The sequence below is a fragment of the uncultured Clostridium sp. genome, assembly GCF_900547735.1.
Classification (GTDB): Bacteria; Bacillota; Clostridia; order Lachnospirales; family Lachnospiraceae; genus Otoolea.
On record NZ_URHZ01000001.1, the window covers coordinates 43,181 to 56,259 of the forward strand.

Consider the following 13,079-nt stretch of genomic DNA (forward strand, 5'->3'; position numbering starts at 1 on the left):
GCAAGGATTGTCAGGGCATCTGAAACATGTATGAAGGAGGAACGCAGAATGGAATTTTTTGAAGTAATCAGAAATCGCTATGCATGTAAAAAATTTGATGGTCGTCCGGTTGAAAAAGTACAACTGGATGCCATTCTGGAGGCCGGAAGACTGGCGCCGACGGCAAAGAACCTGCAGGAACAGAAAATTTATATAGTCCGGTCGGAAGAGGGGCTTGCCAAAATCGACAAAGTGACTCCCTGCAGATACGGCGCAGCCACGGTTGCGGTCGTGGCATTTGACAGGAACCGTGTATTCACCTATCCGGGGGAAAAGCGTGATTCCGGTATCGAGGACGCAACGATTGTGGCGACGCATATGATGCTGGCCGCACACGCAGCGTGCGTTGATAGCTGCTGGATCAATTTCTTTGATCCGGAAGTGACTGCGAGAGAACTGGGGCTGCCTGAAAATGAGGAGATACTTATGTTCCTTGACCTCGGCTACGCGGCAGAGGGTACAACCCCCCTGGCGAATCATGCGCAGCGCAGGGAGCTTTCGGAAACTGTTACATATATGTGAGAAGCGGAGGGATGTAACTAAAGCAGCCGCGGTGAGCCCCCTATCGTGCAATAAGGAGGCAATGACCATAACCCGTTGACCGGAACCATGGAGGATATAGACGAACTCATTGGGAAAGTTCAGCATTACGGTGGAACTGAATTCCGCCTGCATGATTTGACATGAGGGCCACACTCTCAAACTCCCGATACAGGGAAAAGATAGTTTGCTACAGTCTGAGACCGGCTGCCCATGAGGCTGCCGGTCTTTCCTAAAAAGAACCCTCCGCAGGCGGAAAATTGCAGGCATATTGGGAAACAGCAATGGTGAAAAATGAGGAGATAAGAGGGCATGAACAGTAAATATCCCCAAAACTCAAATTCTGTGGTATAATCAAAACTCAACGATTAGAAAGAACAAGCTAATCCAAACGAACAAGACAATCTAAAAGAACAAACCAATCCCAAAAGAGATTTGTTTTTATATCACAAAAGTTTATAGGAGAGAATATGCAATTTAAAGAACTGAATATCATGCCTTCAATTATAAAGGCATTAGAAAATGAAAACTACGAAATCCCCACTCCAATCCAGGAAGAGGCCATTCCGGTTGTGTTAAGCGGTAAGGATTTGCTCGGTTGTGCGCAGACGGGCACCGGGAAGACGGCGGCGTTTGCCATTCCAACGCTTCAGATACTCAGCGAGGAAAAAATACCGCGTTGGGAGAAGCAGAATATCAGGGCTCTGGTTGTCACGCCCACCAGAGAGCTTGCCATACAAATATATGAGAGCTTCAATACTTATGGAAAGTTCCTGGATTTAAAAACCTGTGTGGTGTTTGGTGGTGTATCTCAAAAACCACAGGAAACGAGTTTGAGACAGGGAGTCGATATCCTGGTGGCAACACCGGGAAGATTATTAGATCTCATGGATCAGAAAATCGTAAATATAGAGCACATCAAAATCCTTGTGCTGGACGAAGCCGACCGCATGCTGGACATGGGATTTATCCATGATATTAAAAAAATCATAGCCAAAACACCGACAGACAAGCAGACGCTGTTTTTCTCAGCCACAATGCCTCCGGACATTGCAAAGCTGGCGGGAAAGATTCTGAAATCACCGGTGAAGATAGAGGTGACTCCGGCGTCGACGACCGTGGATTTGATTGAGCAGTATCTGTATTATGTCGATAAAGGCAATAAAAAAGATTTACTTTTGCACATACTAAAGAATGAGAAAATCGATTCGACCCTGGTGTTTACACGAACCAAACACGGGGCCGACCGCATTGTAAAACAATTGTCGAGAAGCAAGGTGGTAGCCCAGGCAATTCACGGCGATAAATCACAGGGAGCGCGGCAGAAAGCGTTAAACGATTTTAAGAATAAAAGGTTACAGGTACTCATTGCAACCGACATTGCGGCGAGGGGCATTGATATTGATGAACTGTCCCATGTGATCAATTATGATCTGCCGGATGTGCCGGAGACTTACGTGCACCGCATCGGCCGAACCGGCAGGGCAGGCCTCGGAGGTGTTGCAATTTCTTTCTGCGATTTTGATGAAAAAGAACAGCTTGCCGACATCGAAAAATTAATCGGTAAGAAGTTAACGGAAGTAAAAGAACATCCGTATCCTCTGGTAAACAATTTCCCGGCGGTAAAGGCAGTTCAGCCAAAGAGAGGAGCCAGAGCAGCATCCCAGGAACCGTCCTCAAAAGGGTCCCGGAAACTATCCCAGGAACCGTCCTCAAAAGGATCCCGGAAACTATCCCAGGAACCATCCTCAAAAGGCTCCCGGAAACCATCCGCAGCGGCGCCGGTACCGGGGAGCCAGACGGCAAAGAAAAAGCAGCGGACGGCAGAGGACAGGCCGCAGGCCAGAATACAGGACAAGCCGCAAAACAGGCCGCAAAGGAGCAGAAAACCGAAAGAAAAAAGGAACCAGAACCAACTTCAAAAATAACACTACAGGAGGCAGCCATGATCAAGGTCCGGGATTTGTCCTATTCATATCCGCAGAAGGATTTATACCAAAAGGTTTCATTTACAATAGAAGACGATGTGCATTGCGCCTTAATCGGTACCAACGGCACGGGAAAAAGCACGCTGCTTGATTTGCTGATGCATCAGGACGAGTATCTCTACGATGGAAAAATAGAAGTCGGCAGCACGGACCGGATCGGATATGTCAGCCAGTTTTCCCAGTTAGATCCCAAAGAAGACGTGACGGTATTTCAGTATATCAGTGAAGAATTTTTAAAGCATGAGCAGAAAATCGCTGATTTTTGCAGGGAAATGGAGACGGCGGAAGATCTGGACCGGATTTTTGAGGAGTATCAGAAAGAACTGGACGAGTGGAATGCAATCGATGGAGATTTCTACGAAAGCAATATTAAAAAGCGGTTAAAACTGGCCGGCTTACAGAAACTGGAAGAACAGAAGATAAACAGTCTGAGCGGCGGGGAATTTAAGCTGGTTCAGGTAATCAAGGAAATGATGCTGAGCCCGAAGTTTCTGATTATGGATGAGCCGGATGTATTTCTCGATTTCCAGCATCTGAATTCCCTGAGAAATCTGATTAACACCCATAAAGGGACGCTTCTCGTCATCACACATAACCGTTATCTGTTAAATCATTGTTTCAACAAGATACTTCATATGGAAAATATGGATGTCCAGGAGTTTGACGGAACTTATACGGAATACAACTATGAACTTCTCTCTACGAAAATCGCTTTGGCAGAGGCGGCGGCAGCCGATCAGGCAGAGATTGACCGCCAGAGCAAAATTCTTGCCAAATCCAGGGCCAGGGCATCGGAATTTGACAATGCATCCCTCGGAAGAGCCGTTCATGCAAGACAGACCCTGGTGGACCGTTTAAAGGAAAGAAAAACAAAGGCTCCTTTCGTGGATATCAAACAGCGGGAGATTCATTTCGAGACGGAGGGGGAAGTGACGGATGAATATATCCTGGAGTTGACGGACTACAGCGTTTCGTTTGATGAACAGCTTCTGGAACATGTGGATTTTCAAATGAGGCCCGGGGAGCATGCGGCAATTGTAGGCGGTAATGGAACCGGCAAAACCACACTCCTCTGTGACATCTTTGAGAACGGGAAAGAATCCGTCAGGATAAGCGAAGAGGCGGAAACCGCTATGTTTTCACAGGTTACGGGCTCAAGATATGACGATTCAAAAACGCTGCTGGAGATTATGGCTGAAAAGGGATTCGAGGTCCCGAATGACGCCGGGAATTATCTGAAAAAATTTGGGTTTGAAGGCGATACGCTGCATCAGAAAGTGAGTGAGTTATCGGGCGGTGAAAAAGACCTGTTTCAGTTGGCGGTGCTTTCATTAGGAAAAGCAAACCTTCTGCTGATGGACGAGCCGACGGGACATCTCGATATCTACGCCCAGATTGCATTGGAGCAGGCAATTACGGAATATAAAGGAGCGGTACTCATGGTCTCCCATGATTATTATACGGTCGCAAACTGTGTGGATTACGTGCTCTTAGTGGAAAATAATACTCTGCGCAGGATGAGCAGCCGCAGATTCCGGCAGATGGTTTATGCCAATTACTTTGACAAAGATTATCTGCTGCTGGAACAAAAGAAGAAAGAACTGGAAACCAGAATCCAGCAGCAGCTTCGGGCAAATGAATTCGAAAAAGCAAAGGATTTGATGGGGCCGCTGGAAGAATGCATCAAAAAGATGAAACCGTTAATGGCCTGATGCGAAAATACCCTGAGGAACACATCCCGGGTGAACGGTAACGGTCCGGTATAATTTACAACAAAAAGGGAGAACCTAACAAGGAAAAATAACTCCCATTTATCCAAAGAGGATATATTTGCACCCACAAATATATCCTCTTTTTTCAAAGAAAAGAAAGGAGGTGGTTCCGTGGACAATCCGAACAATACACCCAATAGGTTAATCAATGAGAAATCCCCGTATCTTTTGCAGCACGCATATAATCCCGTGCAGTGGTATCCGTGGGGAGAAGAAGCATTTGAGAAAGCAAAGCATGAAAACAAGCCTGTTTTCCTATCTATTGGGTATAGCTGACCGGTCTGCGTTAAAGTACTTGTCACTGGTGCCATGTGATGGAAAGAGAATCATTTGAGAACCGCGTGATCGCGGAACTGTTGAACAGAAATTATGTCTGCGTAAAAGTGGACCGGGAAGAGCGCCCGGATGTGGATTCGGTCTATATGTCGGTCTGCCAGGCCATGAACGGCCAGGGCGGCTGGCCGCTTACCGTCATTATGACGCCTGAGTGCAGGCCGTTTTTCTCGGGAACGTATTTTCCGCCCAGGGCGCGGTATGGCCGGATGGGCCTGGAAGAACTGCTGACTGCGGTGGCAGGGCGGTGGAAGGAAAACAGAGAGGAACTGTCAGGCAGCGCGGAGCGGATAGAAGCTTATCTAAAAGAGCAGGAGCAGATAACAAGGCCGGGCGAGCCTGGGATGGATGCGGTCCATCGGGCCTTCCGGCAGTTTGCACGCAGCTTTGACGCAAAGAACGGCGGATTCGGCGGCGCTCCGAAGTTTCCTACGCCCCATAATCTGATGTTCCTGATGGAGTATGGCGTGAGGGAGGAGAGCCGGGAGGCGCTGGACATGGCGGAAACGACGCTGGTTCAGATGTACCGGGGCGGGATTTTTGACCATATCGGAGGCGGATTCTCCAGGTATTCCACCGATGAAAGATGGCTGGTTCCGCATTTTGAAAAAATGCTCTATGACAATGCGCTGCTGGTTATGGCTTATTCTGAGGCCTGCATTATGACCGGACGGAAGATATATGGGTGTGTGGCAAAAAAGATACTCGAATATGTGGAACGGGAACTGACGGATGAGCAGGGCGGATTCTACTGCGGTCAGGATGCGGACAGCGACGGGGTGGAAGGGAAATATTACGTATTTACCCGGGAAGAAATAAAGAAAGTTTTGGGGAAAAAGGACGGAGAGGCATTCTGCACCAGCTATGGAATCACCAGAGAGGGAAACTTTGAAGGAAAGAACATTCCCAATCTGCTGGAGAATGAAAAATATGAACGGCTCTGTGAAACGGAGGCGGGTGCAAAACTGTATGAATACCGCATCGGCCGGACGCATCTTCACAAGGACGATAAAATCCTCGTTTCCTGGAACGGTTTGATGATCTGCGCCTGTGCGAAAGCCGGAGCCGCGCTTGGTGAAAACCAGTATGTGGATATGGCTGTCCGGGCGGAAACGTTTATCCGTAAACACCTTGTAGAGGACGGACGCCTGCTGGTGAGGTACCGCGACGGAGACGCCGCAGGGGAGGGAAAGCTGGATGACTATGCCTGCTATATCCTTGCGCTGATGGAACTTTACAGCGTAACGTTCCGGACGGAATACCTGAGCCGGGCGGCAGCCTGGGCGGAGACGATGCTGGAACAGTTTTTTGATTGGGAAAACGGAGGATGCTATCTGTATGCAAAAGACGGGGAGCAGCTAATTGTGAGGACAAAAGAAACCTATGACGGAGCGATGCCGTCGGGAAATTCCGTGGCGTCCAGGGTACTTCAGCAGCTTGCACAAATCACCGGTGAGCCAAAGTGGCAGGAGGCGCTGGAAAAGCAGCTTCAATATCTGGCGGGAGCCATGGAGGAATATCCTTCGGGAAACAGTTTCGCACTGCTGACCATGATGAATGCACTTTATTCATCCAAAGAACTGGTTTGCACGCTTTCCGACGGCTTGGATTCTGAAAAGAGAGAAAAACTGTTTGCACAGCTCGGCCGTCTGGCCGAAGCGGTACCGGGATTGTCTGTCGTAGTCAAAACGGGGGAAAATGAACGGGAGCTTGGAAGACTGGCGCCTTATACCGGTGATTATCCGGTGCCGGAGGAGGGAGCTCAGTTTTATCTTTGTTCCGGCAGCAACTGTATGCCACCCGTTACGGAGCTTTCGGTAATCCTTTCACAACTGGAGGATGGACGTTGAGTCCTGCCCCCAGACACCATCCCGAGGGAAGTGTATGGATTCACACGATGATGGTGGTGGGCGCGGAGAAGGAAAAGAGAATATGGAAATTTCTATGTATATTTCGTTTTAAAGAGCTAATGTCAGCTCTGCATACGGGTAAAAACAGTTGGCCGGTTTAATTTACCCAGCGATAATAATTCCGAGTTCTGGCTGTAATCCTGAAGTCCGGCGGTGCTGATCCCGGATTCATTATAAGTTTTGAAATAGTATTCGGCCGTAGCCAGGCTCATAAAAGCCGTGTACTGAGTGTAGTCCGGTGTCTGCCGGTTTGTAATGACGATTCCTTTTGGGATGCTAACACCTTCCATAACGTGAAAACAGGATATAACCGCTTCCCTGTCGTTGGCAGGCGCGGGAACATGGCTTTTCTGGTAAGCGGTTTTGACAAAGCGGGCAGGGGGCGTGTAATCTCCAGGCAGGCCGATTGTACCGGCGCCCTGTCCAAAGGGAGTAAGCTTTACAGAATTCCACCTTGCTTCCGGCCTTTGAAATGTCTCTATATTTAAATAATTGCGCAGGTTGGTCATATGCCAGGAAAAATCCGGACTGTTTGACAGGATTCCCAAAGGATTATTCCAGATATACAGACCGCCTGCCATTTTTTCGATTACCGCGCATCTGCCGCTCTGCTCCGCAATAATCCAGTGAAGAGGAGCAACGGATTGCGTAATATTGTCCTTTGTGCCGACAATGCGGACGTTATCGAGGAGGCCGGCTGCCTGCTCCACGGATGCACAGTTTCCCAAAAGATAACCCAGAAGCTCATTGGCGGCGATTGACACCGTGGATGTGTCATGTGGATTTTCTTCATCATACTGGGCGAATCCGGGAAAATAAAGGGCTGCGGCCGCAAATCCTTTTTCGTTTACCCCGTCTGCAAATGCAAGGTGAGAAATAGTCTGGCCAATACCGATAAAACAAAAACGGTTTTGAAATGTCTGCCCGTTCAGGGTGCTGTTCCATTGATAGTTCCTGGGTACAATGTATAACTCGGGATCAAGGGGATAGGAAAAATCCATGGTACGGCCCAGAAAAGTATTATCCTGAAGGGTTTGTAAGGTCATTGCTGTGCACATGGAAAGACCTCCTGCGTGTTTAATCTATTTATGTGTATTCCGGAAATTGAAAACTATACATGCTGATTTACCGCATTAATACAGTTGCAAAGAAAAGATTTCATCCTAAGCGTTTTTAGGGATGGCAGTCAAACAGGGCATCGTCAAATTTTAATATCTGTGATATAATCACTGGACAGGCCTATGAACAGCCGGGATGCAGAGGGACTTTGCAGTTCTCTGCATTTATTTTTTTCATAAGGAAGAGGCAGATGGATAAACAGGAAAATAATCATTTTAATAATTACGAACTGTCCGATACAATTCTCAGCGCACTGAAGGTGCTGGGGTATCAGACGCCGACGGAGATACAGAAGTCGGTCATACCGGTTATGTTATCGGGCGCCAATGTACTTTCAAAGGCTCCCACCGGGAGCGGGAAAACGGCGGCGTTTGCAATTCCGGTCTGTGAGAATGTGATCTGGGAGGAGAACCTTCCGCAGGCTCTAATTCTGGAACCCACCAGGGAACTGACGGAACAGGTGCGGGATGAAGTCTTTTTTATCGGCAGGCTGAAGCGGTTAAAGGTTGCGGCCGTATACGGCGGTTTTCCCATTGACAAGCAGATTCAGACCTTGAAACAGAAGTCCCATATCATAGTGGGAACGCCGGGGCGTGTCATGGATCATATCCGCCGCGAAACTTTAAAGCTGAGCCAGGTGAGATGGGTTGTAATCGACGAGGCGGATTTAATGCTGGATATGGGATTTGCCGACGAGGTAAAAGAAATTCTGGCGCAAGTCCCGGAACATGCAGGGATTTCTCTTTTTTCCGCCACACTGAAGCCGGAGATCTGCCGGTTGACGGAAGGATTCATGCAGGAAGCCGTCACCGTGGCGTGTGATGCGCAGCAGGAAGAGGAACCTGCTATTGAACAGAAGCTGTATGAAACGGAACCGGACGACAAATACGATACCTTCATTAGAGCGCTGAAGCTGGAGAATCCGGAGAGCGCCATCATCTTTTGCGGGACTAGGGAGATGGTGAATGTCCTGTTTCAAAAATTGAGGCGGAACCGGATTTTCTGCGGAATGCTGCACGGCGATATGGAGCAGAAGGAACGTTTGAAAACCGTCAATGCGTTTCGGAGAGGCGGTTTCCGCTTTTTGATTGCGACCGATGTAGCAGCCAGGGGCATTGATTTCAAGGACATTACCCATGTATTCAATTATGACTTCCCAACCGGAAGGGAAACCTACGTCCACCGGATTGGACGCACCGGCAGAAACGGAAAAACAGGGACGGCGGTAAGTCTGGTCTGCGAAGAGGATCTACGGATGCTCAAGATGGTGGAGGAATTCACCGGCCGGACCTTTGAGATCGGGAAATGCCCGGAAGTGGAACAGGCGGCCGAGAAAAAATTCTGGGCAAGCCAGCGGGCCAAAACGGAAGTAAAAACGCAGAACGGCAGCGGATTTACCAAAGAAATCATGAGACTGTCCATCGGCGGAGGCCGGAAATCCAAAATCAGGGCCAATGATATCGTTGCCACCATCTGCAGTATTGAGGGAGTGGAAGTGACGGATATCGGAATCATCGACATCAGGGACAGCTTAAGCTATGTGGAAATACTAAACCGGAAAGGCGCTCTTGTTCTGGAAGCTTTGCAGAACAAAACCTTAAAAGGAAAGGTGAGAAAGGTGAAAAGCGTCAGGGCTCCGGGGATGATTTAAGTGGCTAAGCCGGATTTTTCAGGCGAAAATATTGAAAGCAGGGACTAAGAAAACCGACGGATAAAACTAAACATCACGATTAAATGAAAGAGATTTTGACGAATGAGACGGAAACCGGAGAAAAGCCGGTATCCGTCTCATTTTTGTATGGAGGCCCGGAATTCTTTTTATATCATTCTTAATAACTATAATAAAACATTCAATATAATTATTTGCTATTAAAAAGAGGATATTTTATTATGAAACTAAGGAGCAGACGGGCCGGTGAGACAGACCGGATATCATTGGAAGAGGTGTGAAAAATGGAAAAAATAAAATTGAACAACGGTGTACAAATGCCCCGGACGGGTTTTGGCGTATTTCAGATTACGGATCAAAAACAGTGCGGAGAATGCGTATTGGAGGCATTGAAAACGGGTTACCGCATGATTGATACGGCAGCATGCTACGGGAACGAAAAGGCGGTAGGGAATGCTGTCTTACAAAGCGGCGTTGCCAGAGATGAGATATTTCTTGTCTCGAAAGTGTGGATTCAGGATTCCGGTTATGAGAAGACCATGAAATCTTTCCGGAAAACTCTTGAAAATTTGCAGACGGATTATCTGGATTTATATCTGATTCACATGCCCTGCGGAGATTATCACGGCAGTTGGCGTGCCATGGAGGAACTGCTCAGGAGTGGGAGGGTAAGGGCGATAGGAGTTTGCAATTTCCTGTCCGACCGCCTGATGGATTTGATTTTGAGCCATAAGATCGTTCCGGCGGTGAACCAGATAGAGATGCATCCCTTCTGCCAGCAAAGGGAGCTTCGCAGAGTGATGGAACAATATGATATTAAAACCATGGCCTGGGCGCCGTTTGCAGAGGGGAGAAATGGGATATTCCAGAATGATATTCTGTCCGGAATCGGAGCGGTTTATCATAAGACGCCCGCGCAGGTGGCGCTCCGCTGGCTCAGGCAGGAGGGAATTATTGCAATCCCAAAGTCTGTTCACAGAAAACGGATGGAACAGAACCTGGATGTGGATGATTTCAGCCTCACGGACAAAGAGATGGAAAAAATCAGAGATATGGATACGGGCAACAGTATGATCCTTGCGATACACAGTCCGGATGAAGTTTACCGGCTGCATGGAATCAAATTTGAGCAGTAATAGATCGTAAGCAACAGCAAAAGGAAGAAGAAATAAATCAGGAACAGGAGAAGCAATTGATGAACGGAAAATTAATGAACGGAAAATTAATGAGTGGAATATTCATGAACGGAAGAAAGAAAAGAAACATTTTGATGGCCGGTACGGCAATGATATTGGCTCTGACCCTTCAGGCCTGCGGAAACGGCGGAGGGGCAGAGGCGGCTGAGAAAGTTCCCACAGATGCAGCATCGGCTGAGACAATACCCGGGGATGCAGCTTCTTATGAGACTGAAAAAAAGGTTCTGGTAGCATACTTTTCCTGCACCGGTACAACAGAAAATGCCGCAGAGTATGCGGCGGAACTGCTGGGAGCCGATCTCTTCCGGATTCAGGCGGAAGATCCTTATACCGGCGGGGATCTGGACTATACCGACAGTACCAGCCGTTCCAGTATAGAACAGGGGGACGACACCGTGCGCCCCGCTGTTTCTGGCAGTGTAGAGGAGATGGAGCGGTATGACGTAATATACTTGGGTTACCCCATCTGGCACAGCCAGGCCCCACGGATTCTGAACACATTTCTGGAAAGCTATGATTTTTCCGATAAAACAATAATACCGTTCTGCACGTCAGGCGGAAGCGGCATTGGTCAGAGTGCGGAGAGCCTGAAAAAATCATGCCCGGGCAGCACGGTCTGGTATGAGGGCGTCCGTTTCGGCAGCGGAACATCTCAGGCTGAGATTTCGGAATGGATTGACGGACTCAGCCTGCCGGACGCAGCGGACTAACCGGGTATCCGGCTAAACGGGAAATCAGGATAAAAGAAGCTCTTCCCGGATCCGATTCATAAATATTCTTGCAGCAGGGGAAAAGGTCTGGTGTTTTTTCGTGACAATAAACAGCTCTACTTTTAAAGCTGGGTAAAAGGGGCGGAAAGCCAACCTGCGGTTTCCCTCCGTATCGACCAGATTGCCAAGGCAGAACGCATAACCGATTCCCTGCTCGACCATGAAGGTGGCATTATAAATCAAATTGTAGGTTGCGGTAATATTCAGTGAATCGTAATCGGCGTCGAACCATTCAAGCCGCTGATGCCTGCTGTATGTCTGGGCAGGGAAAATGAGGGGAATGCCCTGCAGGTCATCGAAGGAAACGGTTTCCTTCTGGGCGAGGGGGCAGTCCTCGGGCATCAGCAGGCCATACCGGTCGCTTTTATTTAAATGCAGATAATCATATTTTTCATGCTGCATGGGCCCTAACAACAGACCGAGATCCAACAGCCCTTTTTCCAGGCGTTCCATGACCGAATCGGCATCGCCGCTGTAAATGTGGAGATGGATATCAGGGTATTCGGCCTGAAGTTTTTTGTAAATACCTGTGATGAATTCCATAGCCGGTGTTTCTCCGCACCCCAGACAGATATCACCGTGCAGCGTTTCTTCATCTCCGTAAAAAACGGATTCGGTCTGCTCCATCAGATGAATCATCTCCTGGGCACGGCTGCGGAGAAACGTTCCCTCCTCCGTCAGTATTATCTTTTTCTTTCCCCGTATCATCAGCTTTGTGCCCAGTTGTGCTTCCAGTTCCATCATCTGCTTTGAAAGCGTCGGCTGGGTGATATGTAAAGCCTCGGCGGCCTTTGTAATGCTCTGTTCTCTTGCTATGGCCAGAAAATAATAAAGCAATCGCGTCTCAATCATAGAATTACCTCTTTCCGTCCGTTTCATGTTCACTTCCGTCTTTTTTCATCATATCAGCAAAATGCCCTTTCAGTCAACCGCTGCCATATCCCGGCGATATTATCCCGGCACTGTAATGCCTGAGAGCCGTATAGACGGCGGCCGCGCGTGCCAATCGTGCGTACCGGCCTGCACGGCTTCCTGCGGTAACGTTTCAAAATAAACCCCATATTATGATAGTGTAATATACTAAATAAATCCGATATTTGCGATCTTTAATCCGGGAGGAAATTTTATGGGAATGCCTATCATACAGCCGAGCAACATTTCAAGATGCCAGTCTATCACGGATATCATTCAGTCCGTGGCTCTTGAACAGGCTGCCCTGGCTCATATATTAAATGCAGAGGGGGAGAAAATTCAGAAAATTGTGGCGCTGTCAGATTCGCCGCAGGAAATGCTGATGGTTAACAAGTCGGTAAATGATATTGTTAATTCGGTCTCCATGCTCGAAATCGTTTTAAAATCAAAACTTGCGCTGTTTGAGGATTGTCTGTGCGAGGAGTGTCCCTGTGCGGCCATAACCGATACCTCACTCAGTTTTATAAATCTTGCAGATACAGGCGACGAGATTATAAAAAATAATAAAAACAGCTATTCCGTTCTTATCGGCAACTGTAATGAGCTGCCGGTTTCCATGCTTTTTGCAGCTACGCCTGCCGCATTTGTAAGAGCGGTCAGCCTGCCGCCTTCCGTAACGTTCCAGAATAGCATCATAACTGTGAACTGTATGCTGACGGACAGCGGGACGGTTGTCCTTGAAGTTGGTGAGGGAAGCTGCAGACAGACTGTAACAATTGACATTCGCATAAGCTGCGAGTGCGACTAAAATAGATAGAACAAGGAGATGAT

At 48.2% G+C, this 13,079-nt stretch carries 11 protein-coding genes; 9 read left to right on the forward strand and 2 right to left on the reverse strand.

Annotation, left to right across the window (positions count from 1 at the left end):
• The first annotated feature begins 48 nt into the window (after window positions 1-48).
• From QZT18_RS00210 to QZT18_RS00230, 5 genes are all read left to right on the forward strand, one after another.
• Window positions 49-561, forward strand: a complete 513-nt coding sequence (locus QZT18_RS00210; protein ID WP_294143468.1) for a nitroreductase family protein — start codon at window positions 49-51, stop codon at window positions 559-561.
• A 488-nt stretch (window positions 562-1,049) separates the two neighbouring features.
• Window positions 1,050-2,507 carry a DEAD/DEAH box helicase gene (locus QZT18_RS00215; RefSeq protein WP_294143469.1) on the forward strand — a complete coding sequence of 486 codons (1,458 nt, stop codon included), beginning with the start codon at window positions 1,050-1,052 and terminating at the stop codon, window positions 2,505-2,507.
• 17 nt (window positions 2,508-2,524) lie between these two features.
• Window positions 2,525-4,279 (forward strand): ATP-binding cassette domain-containing protein, encoded by a 1,755-nt coding sequence (locus QZT18_RS00220; RefSeq protein ID WP_294143470.1) that lies wholly within the window; start codon window positions 2,525-2,527, stop codon window positions 4,277-4,279.
• Window positions 4,280-4,528: 249 nt separating this feature from the next.
• Window positions 4,529-4,615 (forward strand): DUF255 domain-containing protein, encoded by an 87-nt coding sequence (locus QZT18_RS00225; protein ID WP_294143573.1) that lies wholly within the window; start codon window positions 4,529-4,531, stop codon window positions 4,613-4,615.
• A gap of 38 nt (window positions 4,616-4,653) precedes the next feature.
• A complete protein-coding gene (locus QZT18_RS00230) occupies window positions 4,654-6,522 on the forward strand; it encodes a thioredoxin domain-containing protein (RefSeq protein WP_294143471.1) in 1,869 nt (622 codons plus the stop codon).
• Window positions 6,523-6,644: 122 nt separating this feature from the next.
• Here the strand turns inward: QZT18_RS00230 and QZT18_RS00235 are convergent, their stop codons facing one another.
• A complete protein-coding gene (locus QZT18_RS00235) occupies window positions 6,645-7,640 on the reverse strand; it encodes a choloylglycine hydrolase family protein (RefSeq protein WP_294143472.1) in 996 nt (331 codons plus the stop codon).
• Window positions 7,641-7,891: 251 nt separating this feature from the next.
• Between QZT18_RS00235 and QZT18_RS00240 the strand changes: the two genes are divergently transcribed.
• The 3 genes from QZT18_RS00240 (at window position 7,892) to QZT18_RS00250 (ending at window position 11,276) form a co-directional block, all read left to right on the forward strand.
• Window positions 7,892-9,352 (forward strand): DEAD/DEAH box helicase, encoded by a 1,461-nt coding sequence (locus QZT18_RS00240; RefSeq protein WP_294143473.1) that lies wholly within the window; start codon window positions 7,892-7,894, stop codon window positions 9,350-9,352.
• A gap of 302 nt (window positions 9,353-9,654) precedes the next feature.
• A complete protein-coding gene (locus QZT18_RS00245) occupies window positions 9,655-10,506 on the forward strand; it encodes an aldo/keto reductase (protein ID WP_294143474.1) in 852 nt (283 codons plus the stop codon).
• A gap of 59 nt (window positions 10,507-10,565) precedes the next feature.
• Complete coding sequence (locus tag QZT18_RS00250) at window positions 10,566-11,276, forward strand: flavodoxin (RefSeq protein WP_294143475.1); 711 nt, start codon at window positions 10,566-10,568, stop codon at window positions 11,274-11,276.
• A gap of 24 nt (window positions 11,277-11,300) precedes the next feature.
• Here QZT18_RS00250 and QZT18_RS00255 read toward each other — a convergent pair whose 3' ends face one another.
• Complete coding sequence (locus QZT18_RS00255; RefSeq protein ID WP_294143476.1) at window positions 11,301-12,188, reverse strand: LysR family transcriptional regulator; 888 nt, start codon at window positions 12,186-12,188, stop codon at window positions 11,301-11,303.
• A gap of 274 nt (window positions 12,189-12,462) precedes the next feature.
• On the opposite strand from QZT18_RS00255, the gene QZT18_RS00260 reads away from it, so the two are divergent.
• The gene (locus QZT18_RS00260; RefSeq protein WP_294143477.1) at window positions 12,463-13,056 is read left to right on the forward strand and encodes a hypothetical protein; all 594 of its coding nucleotides are present in this window, start codon (window positions 12,463-12,465) and stop codon (window positions 13,054-13,056) included.
• Window positions 13,057-13,079: the final 23 nt, after the last annotated feature.